This window comes from Mesorhizobium sp. B2-1-1 (assembly GCF_006442975.2).
In the GTDB taxonomy this organism is placed as follows: domain Bacteria; phylum Pseudomonadota; class Alphaproteobacteria; order Rhizobiales; family Rhizobiaceae; genus Mesorhizobium.
Genome location: NZ_CP083954.1, coordinates 2,387,728 through 2,404,758 on the forward strand (window position 1 = coordinate 2,387,728; position 17,031 = coordinate 2,404,758).

Annotated in this window: 17 protein-coding genes; 1 reads left to right on the forward strand and 16 read right to left on the reverse strand. The window is 61.0% G+C overall.

Features of this window, described 5'->3' with window-relative positions:
- Complete coding sequence (locus FJ972_RS11705) at positions 1-843, reverse strand: ABC transporter permease (protein ID WP_181169484.1); 843 nt, start codon at positions 841-843, stop codon at positions 1-3.
- Positions 844-1,448: 605 nt separating this feature from the next.
- On the opposite strand from FJ972_RS11705, the gene FJ972_RS11710 reads away from it, so the two are divergent.
- A complete protein-coding gene (locus FJ972_RS11710; protein WP_140521295.1) occupies positions 1,449-2,438 on the forward strand; it encodes an NAD-dependent epimerase/dehydratase family protein in 990 nt (329 codons plus the stop codon).
- 338 nt (positions 2,439-2,776) lie between these two features.
- Here FJ972_RS11710 and FJ972_RS30135 read toward each other — a convergent pair whose 3' ends face one another.
- The 15 genes from FJ972_RS30135 to cyoA all read right to left on the reverse strand — a co-directional run bounded on the left by FJ972_RS30135 (position 2,777) and on the right by cyoA (position 16,682).
- Complete coding sequence (locus FJ972_RS30135) at positions 2,777-2,902, reverse strand: hypothetical protein (RefSeq protein ID WP_263486168.1); 126 nt, start codon at positions 2,900-2,902, stop codon at positions 2,777-2,779.
- A 226-nt stretch (positions 2,903-3,128) separates the two neighbouring features.
- Positions 3,129-3,515 carry a c-type cytochrome gene (locus tag FJ972_RS11715; RefSeq protein WP_226880554.1) on the reverse strand — a complete coding sequence of 129 codons (387 nt, stop codon included), beginning with the start codon at positions 3,513-3,515 and terminating at the stop codon, positions 3,129-3,131.
- A 1-nt stretch (position 3,516) separates the two neighbouring features.
- A complete protein-coding gene (locus FJ972_RS11720) occupies positions 3,517-4,395 on the reverse strand; it encodes a cytochrome c oxidase assembly protein (protein WP_140521297.1) in 879 nt (292 codons plus the stop codon).
- Positions 4,392-4,733 (reverse strand): hypothetical protein, encoded by a 342-nt coding sequence (locus tag FJ972_RS11725; protein ID WP_140500656.1) that lies wholly within the window; start codon positions 4,731-4,733, stop codon positions 4,392-4,394. The genes FJ972_RS11720 and FJ972_RS11725 overlap by 4 nt, the downstream gene beginning before the upstream one ends.
- Before the next feature lies 1 nt (position 4,734).
- Positions 4,735-5,340, reverse strand: a complete 606-nt coding sequence (locus tag FJ972_RS11730) for a heme-copper oxidase subunit III (protein ID WP_140500655.1) — start codon at positions 5,338-5,340, stop codon at positions 4,735-4,737.
- Complete coding sequence (ctaD, locus tag FJ972_RS11735; protein ID WP_140521298.1) at positions 5,337-7,307, reverse strand: cytochrome c oxidase subunit I; 1,971 nt, start codon at positions 7,305-7,307, stop codon at positions 5,337-5,339. Before ctaD ends, FJ972_RS11730 begins: the two co-directional genes overlap by 4 nt.
- Positions 7,304-8,317: a cytochrome c oxidase subunit II gene (coxB, locus tag FJ972_RS11740; RefSeq protein ID WP_140521299.1), complete on the reverse strand. Its 1,014-nt coding sequence runs from the start codon at positions 8,315-8,317 to the stop codon at positions 7,304-7,306. The genes ctaD and coxB overlap by 4 nt, the downstream gene beginning before the upstream one ends.
- On the reverse strand, positions 8,314-8,847 hold the full coding sequence (locus FJ972_RS11745; RefSeq protein WP_140521300.1) for a c-type cytochrome: 534 nt from the start codon (positions 8,845-8,847) through the stop codon (positions 8,314-8,316). Before FJ972_RS11745 ends, coxB begins: the two co-directional genes overlap by 4 nt.
- Positions 8,844-9,713 (reverse strand): substrate-binding domain-containing protein, encoded by an 870-nt coding sequence (locus FJ972_RS11750; RefSeq protein WP_140521301.1) that lies wholly within the window; start codon positions 9,711-9,713, stop codon positions 8,844-8,846. The genes FJ972_RS11745 and FJ972_RS11750 overlap by 4 nt, the downstream gene beginning before the upstream one ends.
- Positions 9,694-11,364 (reverse strand): methanol/ethanol family PQQ-dependent dehydrogenase, encoded by a 1,671-nt coding sequence (locus FJ972_RS11755; protein ID WP_246674224.1) that lies wholly within the window; start codon positions 11,362-11,364, stop codon positions 9,694-9,696. Before FJ972_RS11755 ends, FJ972_RS11750 begins: the two co-directional genes overlap by 20 nt.
- A gap of 212 nt (positions 11,365-11,576) precedes the next feature.
- Positions 11,577-12,359, reverse strand: coding sequence for a GlcG/HbpS family heme-binding protein (locus FJ972_RS11760; RefSeq protein WP_140521303.1), 783 nt, complete (start codon positions 12,357-12,359; stop codon positions 11,577-11,579).
- A 369-nt stretch (positions 12,360-12,728) separates the two neighbouring features.
- Positions 12,729-13,139 carry a cytochrome o ubiquinol oxidase subunit IV gene (gene cyoD, locus FJ972_RS11765; RefSeq protein WP_140521304.1) on the reverse strand — a complete coding sequence of 137 codons (411 nt, stop codon included), beginning with the start codon at positions 13,137-13,139 and terminating at the stop codon, positions 12,729-12,731.
- A complete protein-coding gene (gene cyoC, locus FJ972_RS11770) occupies positions 13,136-13,810 on the reverse strand; it encodes a cytochrome o ubiquinol oxidase subunit III (RefSeq protein ID WP_140521305.1) in 675 nt (224 codons plus the stop codon). The genes cyoD and cyoC overlap by 4 nt, the downstream gene beginning before the upstream one ends.
- A complete protein-coding gene (gene cyoB, locus FJ972_RS11775) occupies positions 13,807-15,810 on the reverse strand; it encodes a cytochrome o ubiquinol oxidase subunit I (protein WP_181173507.1) in 2,004 nt (667 codons plus the stop codon). The genes cyoC and cyoB overlap by 4 nt, the downstream gene beginning before the upstream one ends.
- A gap of 2 nt (positions 15,811-15,812) precedes the next feature.
- Entirely contained in the window at positions 15,813-16,682 is an 870-nt protein-coding gene (cyoA, locus tag FJ972_RS11780) for a ubiquinol oxidase subunit II (protein WP_246674226.1), read from the reverse strand.
- Between the last annotated feature and the right edge of the window lie 349 nt (positions 16,683-17,031).

Below are 17,031 nucleotides of genomic sequence, written 5' to 3' on the forward strand. Positions count from 1 at the left end.
TCAGATCAGGTCCGGAAACGCGCGTTCGGATTTTGAGAAGATAGTCAGTCCGGCAACGAGAAGGGCTAGCGAGGAGAGCGTTGATATCGAGATCATGAGCCAGTCCGCAGGCGTGCCCAGCACGCTCCAGCGGATGGCCTCGACTGTCCCAACCATTGGGTTCAGACTATAAAGCGGCCGCCACAATTGAGGGACGAGATTGGCTGGGTACACGATCGGGGTCATGAACAGAAGTATCTGAAGGCTGAACGGCAACAGATAGCCCACATCGCGAAAGCGAACGTTGATCGCCGACAATGCCACGCCCACTCCAGTCGCTGACGCAGCCATTACGAGCACGAACAGCGGCAAGAAGACTGCTTGTGGTGCCGGCCAGCTTCCGAATGCCAGCATGGCGGCGAACAAAAGAGCGAAGCCGACGAGCATATCGGTCAGGCATGAGGCCATCGTGGAGATGGGAATGATCAGACGCGGGAAATAGACGCGTTTCACCAGTTCCTGGTTTCTGACGAGGCTGCCCGTCATGCTGGCGACGGCTCGCGAAAAAAAACTCCATGGCACAAGCCCACACAGAACAAATAGCGGGTATGGCGCGCCGTTGGACGAAATGCCTGCGAGCTTGCCGAAGAAGATGCTGAAGACCGACATAGCAACGAGCGGCTGCAGCATTGCCCAAAGGATGCCCAGATAAGTCTGCCGGTATTTGACCTTGAAATCACGCCAGGCCAGGAAGAACACAACTTCCCGATATCGCCAAAGCTCGGAAGGTTCGAACAGTCCTCGCTTGCGGGACGGATCGATGATTGTCACGACAGCTGATTGCGCGCCTGTCTGGTCCGACACGATGATGGCGTCCGCCTCCCTTGACAGCCCCATTGAGGCTTACATTTCCGCGCAGTGCAATCAGCACTTTTGATGGTGCCTGCCGTTCACGAGCCTCACCATTCGAGAGCGCATAGCAGCCGCCCTCAATGCTCGACCAGATCCTCCGGAGGCGCGAGATCGCGCCGCATATCCCCGTTGTTCGATAAGTCCAACCGGACGGAGGGCATTTCTCGCACACGGACTTTACGTTCGATCCGGATGCGAACGAACACCTGCCCGGGCCGTCTGAGTTTCTATCGCTATTCTCCCACCTGTGCTGGGTTGTCGAGGATACATTTCCCTATTGAACTTGTGGTGATGTTATGCCCATCGAAGATAGTCAGGCTACAGAAATCTTTCGTTTTTACAGTGTAGTGTATGCACTGCACCGCTGGTGACAGGGTCCTTAAGATGTGCCATTGTCCAATGGGGTGGTACTATTTGCGCGGATTTGGGTTGTTCGGGCGATGCGCGTTGCGCGAACCATCATTGCGTGGAGGGAGTGACATCTCATTGGCAATTCAGACGGCTTGACGAGTCAGCGTTCATAGCTCCTGAGCAAGCTGCAAAGCTTTGGGTCGGAAATGAAAAGTGTTCTTGTCGCGGGAGCAGCCGGGTTCATCGGATCCCACCTGGTTGATCGACTGTTGTTAAGGCAAGAAATCAATCGAATTGTTGCTGTTGACAATTTCTGGACTGGTACTCGTGCCAATCTGGATCATATCGCCGACCCTCGCTTGGTCGTGGTAGATGTGGCTGTTGAAGATTTTCAGCAGGGGAGCCTTTTTGACGAGATCTATCATCTCGCCTCGCCTGCTTCGCCTCCCTGGTATATGCAAGATCCGGTACGAACCATCTCGGCCAACGTAATAGGAACTATGCGGCTTCTGACCCTTCTTCGCGCCGGGGGCCGTTTCTGTTTCACGTCCACGTCTGAGGTTTACGGCGATCCGCTGGTAACGCCGCAACCGGAAACTTACAGGGGCTCCGTTGATTGCACGGGGCCGCGTTCATCGTATGATGAAGGTAAGCGTTGCGCCGAGGCCCTGCTTTTTGAGAGTAACCGATCGAGCGGGCTCGACATTCGAGTTGCAAGATTGTTCAACGTCTACGGACCTAGGACACGACCTGACGATGGACGTGCAGTATCAAATTTCATCACGAATGCGCTGTTCGGCAAACCTATAATCGTTTTTGGCGACGGCTTGCAGTCGCGGAGTTGGGGATACGTCAGCGATATCGTGGACGGCCTAGAACAATTCTTCTGGGGGGAGGAGCATGGTTATATTGGTCCCCTGAACATCGGAAACGATCGTGAGATTTCCGTTATCGATGTTGCCCGTTACGTCGCAGGCTTGGTGCCAGGCACCAAAATCGTGCATGTTGATCCGATCCCCCAAGATCCGACGAACCGCTGCCCGGACTTAACTCTAGCGCGGAGGATCATCCCCGGCTGGGCCTGTCAAATACCTCTTGAAGAGGGTGTGCGCCTCACCCTGGACTGGTTTCGCCGCCAGCAACAGAACGACTTGTCCAGTGTTTCCTCGGACTCGATGGTTGCCGCATCGGTGTGAGTGGGATCCGCCCCGATAAAATGTGACCGAAAAAGGGGAGAAATGTGCTCGCCGCAATCCGGATTCTTCGACCAACGTCGCGGTATGCTCAACCGGCCAGTTCGATGCTGTGAACGCGCGCTTCCGCGCATCGTTCAGGGCCCACCAAAGGCGACATACAAGTGCGGAAGGCTCCTCCGCGGCAATGCATGCTCCCAGCAACTCCTCCAACGCGTGGTCGGCAACCTTATGGGTGTTCGAGCGGCGCGGATGGCCTCGGCGACGATTCCAGTTCGTGATGGTCACTCACATCTTGCGCTGGCAGGTAATAAAGCCCGTACGATCGGAAGGCTGGGCGATCAGAGGCAGTGGCATGTCTTGATCAGGAAGATTACTCCCACGGAGTAAGGCAGGGCTAAAAGCCCCAAGGCGATCCAGAAGCCGGGTTCGGCCATTGCGGCGAGATCTGACAGAAGTTGCTTCATGTCGCCTCAGTCCTCGCCCCTGATCGCTCCGCATCCGATCCACAAGGAAAGAGCCCGCTCTTGAGGGAGGGGGAAGCGGGCTCTTGGCTGGGGCTTATGACCCAGCAGCACGGCGGACTTGAATTTGTACTGCGCCGGCTGCTGTCCAAACCATAATCGGGCAGCTTTGTTCCCCGTCGTCGGCTATGGTCCTGGGCGCAGCCCGTGGTCCCGCCGAGGCGGCGGTCTATCTCAAAGCATAGAGATAGGCGGCGATGTCACGCGCTTGCTGCTCGGTGATGCCGGTGGAGGGCATGGCGGTGTGCGGATTGATGTCCCTTGCTGACCGTATCCAGTGGATCATGTTCTCCGGATTGTTAGCCAGCACACCGCCAACATAGATCCTGTCAGATAGACTGGCGTCCAGGCGTGGGCCGACGTGGCCTACCGCACCGGGTACACCGGTGATGGTGTGGCAGCCGGCGCAGCCATTCGCCAGCATGATCGGTATCGCACGTGCACCGACGCCGCCGGTAGCGGCATCCGCCTCTTGCTGCACCCGACGGGCTCGGTCGGCCCACAATGCGAGCGCGCCGCCCGCGACGACCAGCAGAATGCACACGGCGATGATCAATTTAGATGGGCCAGGGCGCATGCGCGACCTTCCTGGTTCCGCTCGTTGTTATCCAGAGGCCGGCCAGCAATAGCGCTGCCCCGCCATAGATAAGGCCGGCCGGGACCCACATAACGAGCCCGGCAAGCTGCTGGTCCTCGATCGGGCTTAAATTCCACACTGCCGCCCCGGCAGCATTCTCCGGGTACCAGAGCTTCGGCGATAGAAGAAGCAGGACGCCGAGCAGGCCGGTGTGCAGGGAGGTGAAGAAAAGATGCATCACGGCATTTCCATAGGTCTGCTGTTGGCTTGGGCGCGGCAGCAACGCCCACCAGAAGAGCAGGCCTGTGCCGAGGAAGCTCGCATGTTGGGCATAGTGCAGCACGCCATGCTCGAGCGCTGCCTCAAACAGGACCGGAATGTGCCACACCCATATCGCGATCCCGTGAACAATCGTTGCGGTGACAGGCCGGCTCGCAAAGGTCCAGAGCGCTCGCAGCGATTTGCCATGCCCAACCATACCCAGGGCACGCCGAAACGTTACGGGAAATGCCCACAGCAGAGCAGGGGCGGGGCAGGCGATGACCAGCAACGGCGCCGCCACCGCCATCAGCAACTCGTGTTCGATCATGTGCGCGACAAACAGCCGCTCGCCGAGAGCATGGATCGGACTGACCAACGCTGCCGTCAGTACGCTCCAGCCGGCGGCAAACAGCAGCGCCTGACGCATCCGCAGCGGACGGCCGCGAGTGCTGCGGCGCCACAGCCGCATCGCACCGGCCATGTAGATGAGCGCGACCGCCGTCAGCGGGACCGTGATGGGAAGCGCAAGTGTCCATCCGGCCTCGGGCGCGCCGGAGCCATAGCAGATCGAGGTGGAGAAGAGCGTGGCCAGGTTCATCGCAGACACTCGTCCAGGATGAGTGCGGCGCTTCCCTGCATGATGATGACCAGTGCAAACAGGAGAGCCGCCAGCATGCCGAGATCGGCGACAAAATGCTCGGTACCGCGCGTGCGTTCTGCTTTGAAAGCAGCGCCGCCTTGCCGCTTTGCCTGCCAGGACAGAGCACCGCCCAGAAGCGAGAACAAGGCGAGCAGCAACGCTAAGGGAAGCACGACCGGCACCTGGTGATTGCATTGCCAGGGAACCAGCGAGTAGTTCAGTTGCGTCGAGACCGCCCAAGCCAACGGGCCCGACAAAAGCCCACCCCAAGAAGTTCCCAACCGGACCGCGCGCATGTCAGCCGAGCCTCGGTACCCAGTAGATCAGCAGATAGATCGGAAGCCAGGTTGCGACCACGAAATCCCAATAGAAAACATTGTCGCCGACGTCGCCGAAGCGTCGCCCGCTATAGCCATGGCGCGTGAACATCAGCACCGTCAGCACGATCGTATCGCCGACATCTGTTATCAGATGCGTGGTGTGGAGCCCGAGCAGCACCCAAAGCATCGAGCCGTAGGCGTTCGTATCCCAGTAAACGTTCAAGGCCGGAAACTCGAACCAGCGCACAAGGAGCGGGGCGAGGCCGAGCAGCGACATGACAACCAGTCCGATCCGCACCGGCACGATGGCGCATTGCTTGGCATAGCGATCGAGGATGTGGTTCGGCACCAGGCTGGCGATCAGCAGCAGCGTGACGATCGTTCCTGGCCAATGGTTCGGCTGCGGTGCACTCAACGGCCATTCAGGCCAAGAGACCGCCAGGTAGAGATAGGCGGCTGCGGCGAGCGCAAAGCCGGTGCCCTCCAGAGCCATGAAAGCGAGCGTGCCCCACCAGGTCGGGCTGCGCGGACCATGCCCAAAGGTGGGGAGACCGGAAACATCTGTGACGGGACGCTCGTTCATTCCTCGTCCTCCAGATCACCTTTTGGCCAGAACCAGCCGATCAAGGTGACGGCGATTGGCAGGGCGCCCCACACGATGGCCCAGGGGGTGAAGATCGAATAGAGAAACGTGCCGCCTACGGCGAACGCTGCAAAGAGCGGCCAGATCGACGGTGTCGCCGATTTCTCGCGAATGTCGGGATGCGCTTCAGCGACTGTCGAGACCAGCAGCTCGCGCGCGTCGACGCGAAGCCCGGTCGCTACAGGAAGAGCGTCGCGCTCGGCCCAGAGTGGCTCCGCGTTGGTGACGACCGGAATGCGCGCGAAATTATAGCTCGGCGGCGGCGAGGGCGTTGCCCATTCCAGGGTGCCGGCCTCCCAGGGATTGTTGCCTGCCGCTGCGCCTTTCAACGCGCCATGCACAAGATTGAAGGTGAACAGGACGAAACTCAGGAAGAAGACCACCGCGCCTGCTGTTATGAACAGGTTGATGTTCCCCCAGCCAAGCTCGGCCGGATAGGTGTAGACCCTTCGCGGCATGCCCCACAGCCCCACGATGTGCATCGGGAAAAAGGCGGCGTTGAAGCCAATGAAGGCCAGCCAGAAATGCAAGCGGCCCAGGCGCTCGCTCATCATGCGGCCGGTGATTTTAGGAAACCAGAAATAGGCCGCACCCAGCAGCGGGAATACCGATCCGCCGATCAGCACATAGTGGAAATGCGCGACGACGAAGTAGGTGTCGTGCACCTGCAGATCCAGCGGCACGGAGGCCAGCATGACGCCGGTGAGACCGCCGATGACGAAGATGAAGAAGAAGCCGAACACGAACAACATTGGCGCGCGGATCACCGGTCTGCCGTCCCACATCGTTGCCAGCCAGCAGAAGATCTGTACGCCGTTGGGAATAGCGATCATCATGCTGGAAGCGGTGAAGAAGCTGGCGCCGAGCTTGGGCAGGCCTGTCGCGAACATATGGTGGACCCACAGGCCAAAGGACAGGAAGCCGACCGCGATCAACGACAGAACCATGCCGAGATGGCCGAACACCGGTCGGCGGGCGAAAGCCGGGATGATCGAGGAGACCATGCCGGTCGCCGGCAGGAAGATGATGTAGACCTCGGGGTGACCGAAGAACCAGAACAGATGCTGGAACAGCAAGGCATCACCGCCTTCGGCCGGGTTGAAGATGTGTGTGCCGACCAGCCTGTCGAGGATCAGGAATGTCGAGGTGATCATCACCGCCGGCATTGCGAAGACGACGACAAAGGAGGTGACCAGCATCGCCCAGACGTATAGCGGGATCTTGTCCAGCGACATGCCGGGAGCACGCTGCTTCAAGATCGTGACGATCGTCGCCACTGCCACAGCCAGTGAAGACACCTCGGTATAGGTAATCATCTGCGCCCAGACGTCGGCGCGCTTGCCAGGGGCGAATTCGGGACCGGACAGCGGCACATAGGCGAACCAGCCGACGTCCGGCGCCATGTTGAGAGCGAAAGACACCCAGGCGAACAGGCCGCCCGAGAGATAGACCCAGTAACTGAACGCATTCAGCCGCGGAAACGCGATGTTGCGGGTGCCGACCATCAGCGGCACGAGATAAATGCCGGTCGCCTGCACGATCGGTACCGCGAACAGGAACATCATCGTGACGCCGTGCATGGTAAACAGCTGGTTGTAGAGGTCCGGCCCGATCAGCCCACGCTGTGGTCCCGAGAGCTGAACACGCATAGCCACTGCGTTGAGCCCGCCCAGACACAGAAAGACAAAGGCAGTGATCAGATAGCGCCTGGCGATCACCTTGTGGTCGACGCTCGACAGCGCGCCGATGATGCCCGGGGGCGTACGCCAGGTGCGCTCCAGCCACCGCTGGAGATCGGCTTGCTCCATACCGGTATCGCGCGGTCCGTCATGCTCGGGAGCGAGATCTCCCTTTGCTTGCGCCTCCGCCCGCAGGTCGCGTCCGCTCGTCAGGTCGGCGCCGGTCATTTCAGCCCCTCGAGGTAGGCAATGATGGCATTGAGCTCGTCGCCATTGAGAACCGTTACAGGCATGTGGGAGCCGGGCTTGATGCCTTGCGGGTCGGTGATCCAAGCGGCGAGATTGCCGCGGCTCATCGTCAGCGTTCCGGCTGCGAGAGTTTGCCGGCTGGCTATATGGGTAAGATCGGGCGCTACCGTGCCGCCTGCGGGTGTGCCGCCGATCCTGTGGCACATCACGCAGGGCCGCTGGAGGAAAAGATCCGCGCCGGCCTTGGCTTCGGCATTGGTCGGAGCGGCGGCAGGCCGCAACTGGTCGTCCAGCCAGGCATCGAACTGCGGCCGCGGCTCGGCAATGATGAAGGTGCCCATGTTGGCGTGCTGCGCGCCGCAGAACTCAGCACATTGACCACGATAGACGCCTGGCTTGTCAGCCCTGATGTCCAGCACATTCATATGTCCGGGGATGAGGTCGAGCTTGCCGGCAAGGCTCGGCACCCAGAAGGAGTGGATTACGTCTGTTGAAGTCAAAAGAAGCCGAACCGGCTCGCCGGCCGGAATGTGGATTTCGTTCGCCGTCGTCAGGATGCGGCTTGGCTGGGCATTCTCGTAGCGCACTTCCCACCACCATTGATGGCCGGTCACGCGGACCGTCAGCGCCTCGTCCGAGCCGATCCCGGCAAGCGTCCTGTTGGCGAAAAAGCTCAACAGGGTCAGCCCAATTAGGATCGCCGCAGTCACCCCAACCGCGGTCAAGACCACGCGCCTTTTGCGATGTTCGGAAGCGAGGTCGAGCACGAGCGGATCTTTTCCTGTTCGAACTCGCTGGAACAGGGTAGCGGCCAGCACGACCATCACCAGCATCCACACGGCCGCGCACAGGGCAGTGAAAAACCAGATCAGCCAGGCGAGCTCGCCCGCGGCCGGGCCTTTCGGATCGAGAGCGGACTGCCAGCCGCTGCAACCTGAAAGCGCCAGGAGAGCGGCTGCGCAACACGCTTTGGGAAAAAATCGTTTCACGGCGATTTCCCCAGCGTCGCGGCATCGGGGAGGCGATTTTCCGACGGATGGACCATCATGTCGTCGTTACGCTGCGGTGCGGCGGAGGAGGGCGCGTTGCCGCTCAGCGAACGTACGAAGGCTGCAAGCTCCCAAATCTGATCATCGGCTATCTTGTTTCGGAAGCTCGGCATGCCGTTAGGCCGCCCGTCCCGGATCGTTGCGTGGATACTCTCGATCGAGTTGCCGTAAATCCACTTCTCATCCATCAGCGCCGGTCCCATGCCGCCGCCGCCATTGGCATGGCACCCCGTGCAATTGAACCAGCTGAACAGGCGCTTGCCCTCGCTGAGATGAAAGGCATTGGCCTCGAAGCTGGCCGCCTTGTTGTCGCTCGGGAGCGGCCTTTGGCCGCCTGGCTCCAGCGCAGTCACCGGCGTTGGCTGTTGGCCGGACCCAAGGGCCGATTGCGGACGTGTGTCGCGCTCTTCCCGCTGGCAAGCGGCAAGGGCCAGCATCGCCGACAAGAGCACGGTGAGGTTCCGCCTCATCGGTCCGCGCTCCCGCCGGTATCAAGGCGCGGCACACCGTATCGGGCCAGGGTCGCGTCGATCTCAGCCTTGTGCTTGGCAAGAGCTGCATCCACTTCGTCGCGCAGCGCGTCGTCCCCGCGTCGGACGCCCATGGAGATGTCGTAGACCATTGGCAATTGAGGCCCGTCGATTCGAGGTGTCACGGGCGTGATGCGCAGCGGTGTCTTCTGCTTGGCGGCGAAATAACCAGCGAGCGGGCCCCAGACGACGGCAACATCGATCTCGCCGCTGGCCACCGCCTCGACAATGCGCGCGGGCGGGTTGGGAGCCGAATAGTCGCCATAGACTGGATAGCCGACGAGATGACCGACAATGCCGCGGCGGCCGAGTGCCTGGGCCGGTGGGGAGTTGGCCCCGTCATCGCCGATGAGCTGCACGCCGATGCGCAGAGTGCGCAGGCGTGGATCGTTGAAAGACGTGATCTCGGGACTGTCCCGCCGCGTCACGAAGACATAGGTCGAGCGGTAATAGGGAGCGGTGGCGCGGAGAATTTCGAGATTGGCGGGAGTGCCAGGTATGAGATCGCACAGGCCTGCCTTGAGCGTGTTGCGAACGAAACCGCGACGTTGGGCCCACCAGGTATAGGAAAGTCTTGCATCCAGCTCTTTGGCGATGATCTGGGCAATCTTGTTTTCGAAGCCCTGTCCAGCGGCGTTGGAAAACGGCATGTTGTTAGGGTCGGCACATACCTTGAGTTCACGTGCGTCGGCGACAGCCGCGAAGAGCAGCGAGGCAAACGCTACCACCGCGGCCACAAGACGCCCGTTCGCCTCGCGTCTTCGAACTGTCTTCAACTCGAAAGCATCAGGGGAGCCGGAACACATAGAGCGTGCCTCCCGCCGTGGTCGCGTTCTTCAGGTCTTTCATCGCGTTGACAAAGCCGAGCGCGGCGGTGGCGTCGCGCGGGTCGAGGTCGCCCGATACGATCGCGCCGGCCCAACCACCGACGCCCGACAGGATCGCGACATATTGGTGCCCGTCGGGGCCGCGATAGGTGACCGGCTGGCCGATGATCCCGGACGAGGTCTTGAACTGCCAAAGCAATTCCCCTGTCCTTGCGCTAACAGCTTTGAACCAGCCCTCCATTGTGCCGTAGAACACGACGTTGCCGCCGGTGGCGACCGCGCCACTCCACACCGGAAAATTCTCTCTCAGGCTCCAAGCCGGCTTCGCAGCCGCGATGTCCCATGCGGTGAAGGCGCCGCGGTTGCCCCCCGGGCCCGGGATCATGCGCACATTCATGCCGACATAGGGGGTGCCGGCGATGTAGTTCACCTCGAGGCCCTCTTCGTCCATGCACAGATTGTTGTGTGGAATGTAGAGCAGTCCTGTCTTCGGCGAGAACGCAGATGGCTGCCAATCCTTGAGCCCGGATGCTGTCGGGCAGATATCCCGGATCACCCTGCCGGTGCCGGTTTTCTTGTCCGGGTTTTCGATCAGACGCCCGGTTTTCAGATCGACGCCCTTGCTGGAATTGACGGCCCCATAGGGTGTCGCCGACAGGACTTCCCCGGTGGTCCGATCCAGAATGTAGAGATAGCCGTTGCGCTCCGGGCGGACCAGCACCTTGCGCGGCTTACCCTGCCAATTCATGTCGAGCAGGATCTGCTCGTTGATACCGTCGTAATCGTGCAGGTCGTGCGGGCTCCATTGGTAGAACCATTTCGCGGCTCCGGTATCGGGATCGCGCGCGAAAATCCCGGAGGTCCATTTGTTGTCGCCGGGTCGAAGGTCCGGATTCCACGGCCCTGGATTGCCGGTCCCGTGATAGATCAAGTTGAGGTCCGGATCGTAAGAGATCCAGCCCCACATGTTGCCGCCGCCGATCTTCCAGGCTTCTGGCGGCCATGTGGTCACGCCAAGGTCTTTGCCATTGTCCATTTCGTAGTGCGGCTTGAAATCCGGCCCGATCAGCACGTCCTTGTCCGGTCCGGTGCCGTAAGCCGTCCAGACGACATGTCCGTCGCCCGCGTCCAGCGCCTTGACCCAGCCGCGCACGCCCATCTCGCCGCCGGAATTGCCGACCAGCACTTTGCCCTTCACCACAAGCGGCGCCATGGTTATGGTCTCGCCGATGTTGATGTTGCCGACATGGGCGTTCCACGCCGGTTGGCCAGTGGCTGCATCCAGCGCGATCGTGTGACCATCCAGCGTGTTGAAGAAGAGGCGCCCGTCGGCGAAGACCGCACCGCGGTTGACGACGTCGCAGCAGGCAACGCCCTGCGCGGCAGGCTCAGGATTTGGCTCGTACTTCCATTTCATCGGCGCGCCCGGTTTGGAAAGATCGAGCGCGTAGACGATGTTTGGAAAAGGCGTCACGATATACATCGTGTTGCCGACGACGAGTGGCGCCGCTTCCTGACCCTTGTTCACTCCGGTCGAAAAAGTGAAGGCAACTTGAAGGTTCTTGACATTGTCCTCGTTAATGTCCGCCAGTTCGCTGTAGCGCGTCGAGGCATAATTCTTAGCCGGCATTGTCCATTGGCCGTCATCAGGTGGCGCGGCCGCGGCGGGCGGTGTGATGGCGGGTGTTACCGCGGACTGCGCGGCCGCGGCGTTCAGCAATGAGCAGCCTGCGGCCAGCACCAGCCACTTCAACGGCCTAAAGTCGAAACCGCGGCCCCTTTCCGCTCCTCGGCCGTCTGGTGTCGCAGATGCGTATTTCCCCGCCACTTTCAGAGATCCCCTCATTTGCGGATCGAACCTCCCACTCCGGCGCCGAGTTCCGCCGCGACGTCCGCCTCGGTTCCCGCGCACAACGGATGACCCCAGCCGGAGGCGCTCTTTCCGCCAGGATCGAGATCGTAGACGATGGCGTCCTTGGCGTTGGGGTTGACGCCCGCCGGAACCTTGTCCAGGCCCAGGGCCGCACGCAGGCGCCAAGCGACATTGTGATCGGCGCAGGAGGAGTCGCCGCTGATGCCAAGCCCGCCGACAATCGTTTTGCCGTCGTAGAGAGCAAGGCCGCCGCCAAATGCCACGACGCCGCCGATCGGCTTGCCAATCAGCGGATCGCTCGCACTCCCAAAGGTCTTGCTGTCGCCGGCATAAGCGGCTGCCTGGTTGACAGGATTGGTAAGCTGCAAGCCGAACAATGGGCCACCCGGCTGAACAGAAGCATATAGATTCGCCGTCGAGAGAGCCATCTGGGCAACGCTGAGCCCGTTGGCCGTGCTGGCCTTTTCGGCTGCGATCAGCCGGCTGCCGGGCCACTGCGCATCGCTGGTGGGGCCGCTGAAAGCAACGGCGCAAACTGTCCCGTCACGCGTAACGATCGCCGCCCATTCATTGGTCTCGAAGCCGCCATTGGCGGGGCCTCCGCTTGCTTTGACGTTTGCCTTGAGGGCAGCCAGGAGCTTGGCGTGGTCGGCGGGGCAGGGTAGCTGTGCCCAGGCCCTGCTTTGCAGCAATGCACAATTAACGAGTACCAGGAGGCTGAAAGCCAGGGAGGAAAGCTGTGGGCGACCCATGATCCGGAGCATTCGTTGAACACAATGTGGAAAGTGGGAGCGCTCACAGAGCAAGGAATCCTCGCCCGATCCCTTGGCAAACTGAGCTATGTTCCCACACTTTCAATGGAACTCGGACGAGGCCCCTATGTTCCTAGTTCCTGAAATTATGATGGAAGGCACAGACGTTGCGACCATGGGCAGCAGCTCATTCTGCCGCCGACCGTGAGCGGGCCGATATAGACATTGCCGGGCCAAACAGCTCGACCAGCTCCTCACCGCTCTCCGCACCTATGGATTTTCGACGCCTGAAAGTGCAGACGCTATGCGCAAGGTAACCGAACCGACGGACAGGCGGTTTTGCGCCCAGGCCACAGACCTGGAACCGCATTATGGCATCATGTGAGCCTGATGCGCATCCATCGCTCCCATGTTCTGGCTGAGATGGTTCATGATCCACACCGAGCCCAAAACGACCAAGGTCACGATCAGCACACCGAAAGCGAGCGCGAGCACGTTGTTGGTGTTGTCAGGTCCTGTCGTCAGGTGCAGGAAGAAGACGAGATGTACGCCCATTTGTGCGATGGCAAGCACCGTCAGGGCCGAGATCACGGCCGGCTGGTAAATTAGATCGGTTTGTGCCGCAATGAAGGACGCCACTGACAACAACATTGCCAGGCCAAAGCCCAGCAGATAGCCGGAAAGGCCTCCCGCCACCTCGTGTTCCTCGCTGCGTTCTTCGCCTGGTGCGGAATCGCGGCGGTCAAGCATGTCCTCGTTCCGGCTGTCCATTTCGCTCATGATGACGCTCCCAGCAGATAGACCAGGGTGAAGATGGCGATCCAGATGATGTCGAGCGCGTGCCAGAACAGGCTGAAGCAGTGAAGCCGGCGCAATATGTCGGGACGAAAGCCTTTTATCCAGAGCTGTGCCATCATGGTGCCGAGCCAAAGCAGGCCAAGTCCAACATGGGTTCCGTGGCAGCCCACAAGGGCGAAGAACGCGGACAGGAAGGCGCTGCGTGATGGGCCCGCCTGCTCATTCACCATGGCCGCGAATTCCTGCACCTCCAGGAACAGGAAGGCTGCACCAAGCAGGCCGGTCACCAGCAACCAGAACTGGGCGGCGGCCATTGACCGGCGGTGGGTCGCGAGCATCGCAAGGCCGCCGGTGAAGCTCGAGGTGAGCAGCAGCGCCGTCTGTGCCGCGACGCGCGTCAACTCAAACAGCTCCTTGCCTGTTGGCCCGCCCGCCGCCGAATTGGACAGGACGGCATACGCGGCGAAGAAAGCCGAGAACATTATGATGTCCGACAACAGGAAGATCCAAAAGCCGTAGGCAACCGTGACGAACTTCGAAGCCGGGCCTCCCTCGCCGTGGCCGGTCGCCGAGAACACGTGATGGCCATGCCCTGCGGTGCGGCCCAGCCGGTAGGGATCGCGCGTTGCGGTGCCGGCGGGGATGTCGCTCATGCCCCACGCTCGCGTCTATGCATCCAGGCAAGTTGGGCTGCCTTGCGGTCAAGATCGATGCGGCCGACCTCCTCGGCAGGGATCTCGTAATCGCCATGCTCGCGCCAGGCGAATACAACGAAGGTGGCATAGGCCCCGATGAAGCCGACAATCGCCAACCACCAGATGTGCCAGATGAGCGCGAAGCCAATCAGAGTGCTGAAGAAGGCGGTGACGAAGCCTGTGGGGCTATTGCGCGGCATCTCGATCGCCTCGTAGTCCTCTTCGGTCTCCTGACTCTGCTCGTCCATTGCCCTTTGCTTGACGGTCCAGTAGGGCTCCTCGTTTTCGACATGCGGCAGCCGCGCGTAGTTGAAGATGGGCGGCGGCGAGGATGTCGACCATTCCAGCGAGCGCCCGTCCCAAGGGTCGCCGGTCTCGTCGCGCAACTCGTCGCGATGCCTGATCGAGACGACAAGCTGCGTGACCTGGCATGCGGCGCCGACGATCATCACCACGATTCCGAAGGCCGCCACGACAAGCCACGGCGCCCACATATCCATGTCGATATGCTGAAGGCGGCGGGTCATGCCGAGAAGGCCGACGATATAGAGCGGCACGAACACCAGAATGTAGCCGGCAAGCGTGACCCAGAACGCCGCCTTGCCCCAACCTTCATGCAGCCGGAAGCCGAAGGCTTTCGGGAACCAATAGGTGAAGCCGGCAAAGGCCGCGAACAGCACGCCCGAGATGATGACGTTGTGAAAATGCGCCACGAGAAAGAGCGAATTGTGCAGCATGAAATCGGCCGGCGGAACGGCGAGCAGCACGCCGGTCATGCCGCCGATGATGAAAGTGGTGACAAAGCCTAGCGCCCACAGCATTGGCGTTTCGAAGCGCACGCGCCCGCCATACATGGTGAAGAGCCAGTTGTAGATCTTGACCCCGGTGCCGACGGCGATAACCGAGGTGGCGATGCCGAAAGCCGCATTGACATCAGCGCCGGCGCCCATGGTGAAGAAGTGGTGCAGCCAGACCATGAAGGAGACGATGCAGATGAACATCGTCGCCGCAACCATCGAACGATAGCCGAACAGCGGTTTCGACGAGAAGGTCGAGAAGATCTCCGAATAGATCCCGAAGGCGGGAAGCACGAGGATGTAGACCTCGGGGTGACCCCAGGCCCAGATGAGATTGACGAACATCATCTGGTTACCGCCGGCTTCGTTGGTGAAAAAATGGAAGCCGAGATAACGGTCGAGGGTTAGCATGGCGAGGGTTGCGGTAAGGATAGGGAATGCGGCGACGATGAGCATGTTGGAGGCAAGCGAGGTCCAGCAGAACATCGGCATGCGCAGATAGCCCATGCCTGGCGCGCGCATCTTGAGGATGGTGGTCGCCAGGTTGACGCCCGTGAGCAGGGTGCCGACGCCGGAGATCTGGATCGACCACAAATAATAATCGACGCCGACGCCTGGCGAGTAGGTCGTCTCCGACAGCGGTGCATAAGGTAGCCACCCGGTGCGCGCGAACTCGCCGACGACGAGCGAAATGTTGACGAGCAGCGCGCCGGTCGCGGTCAGCCAGAAGCTCACTGAGTTCAGCGTCGGGAAGGCGACGTCGCGGATGCCGAGCTGCAGCGGGATGACGAAATTCATCAGCCCAATGACAAAGGGCATCGCGGCGAAGAAGATCATGATCGTGCCGTGGGCCGAAAAGACCTGGTCGTAGTGCTCCGGCGGCAGGTATCCCGGCCCGTGGATGGCGAGCACCTGCTGGGTGCGCATCATGACGGCGTCAACGAAGCCGCGCAGAAGCATCAGCGCCGCCAGCACGATATACATGACGCCGATCCGCTTGTGGTCGACGGAGGTTATCCACTCATGCCAAAGGTAGGGCCAGTAGCCTTTGATCGTTACCCAGATCAGAACGGCGGCGGCGGCGAGGAAGACGATCAGGGCCGCGCCGAGCGGAATAGGCTGGTCAAAGGGAACGGCCGACCAGTCGAGCTTGCCGAGCATCGTCATCCTCCTTCATCGTGCTGGTGAGCCATGGGCGGCGCTCCCGCCTTGGGCTCAGCTTTCGGGCTCACCTGCGGCTCTCCGGCGGCGGTTCCAGCAGGTCCCGGCCCCGGAGGTAGCGTCTGGTGCACGACCGCATCGAACAAGCCCGGCTGCACATGGCCGAACGAGGATGCCGGCGCGTTGATGCTTTGCCTGGCAAGCTGGCGATAGGCGCTGGCGTTGAGCACGCCGCCTCCGCCATGCAAGGAGGAGGCCCAACTGGCGAAGGCGTCAGCCGAGACTGCCCTGACACGGAAATTCATGTCCGAAAAGCCATCGCCACTGAAATGCGCCGACAGGCCGAAGTACTCGCCCTCGCGATCAGCCTGCAGGTTGACCTCGGTCTGCATCCCGTTCATGGCATAGACCATGCTGCCGAGCTGGGGCACAAAGAAGGTGTTCATGACGCTGGCCGAGGTCAATCTGAAACGCACCGGCATGCCGGTCGGAATAACCAGCTGGTTGACCGTTCCGACACCGTGATCGGGATAGAGGAACAGCCACTTCCAGTCGAGCGCCACGACTTGGATTTCGAGTGGCGGCCGGCTGGAGTCGATCGGCTTGCGAGGATCGAGATGGTACGATCCATAATAGATCAAGCCACCGAGGAAGAGGATGGTCAACGTCGGAATCGACCAGACGATGAGCTCGATCCGGCCGGAATAGGTGAACTCTGGATCATACCGAGCCCTGCGGTTCGAGGCACGGAATATCCAGGCGAAGGCAAGCAGCGCGACCAGCGTCGGAATGACGATGACCAGCATGACGGCCAGTGAGTTCAGGAGGATCGTGCGGTTCCCCGCGCCGACCGGTCCCTGCGGGTCGAGCACGCCTCCCGCGCAACCCGACAGGGTTACCGCCGCGAAAATCCAGAGAAGCGATAGGCCTCGACTACAACGGTGTAACACTGGAAAACATCTTAGCCAGCCGCCGTCCCGGGGATGAGTACCTGCATAACTGAGGCGCGGGCTGCTTGTTCCGCAAAGATGCGCTTTTGTCTCCAACGGCGAAGGGCGCTGCATTGAGATGACGGAGCGTCTCGCGCGCCCCATGCTCCGATCTCAACTTGTTCTACGTCAGCGTTACGGCAAGCTGGCGCCCGTGTGGTCGGCCTGCCTTGTCGGCCACGCAATTCGCCTCAACATTTCGCGAAAAGAGACTGCGCCTAACGTGCTGCAG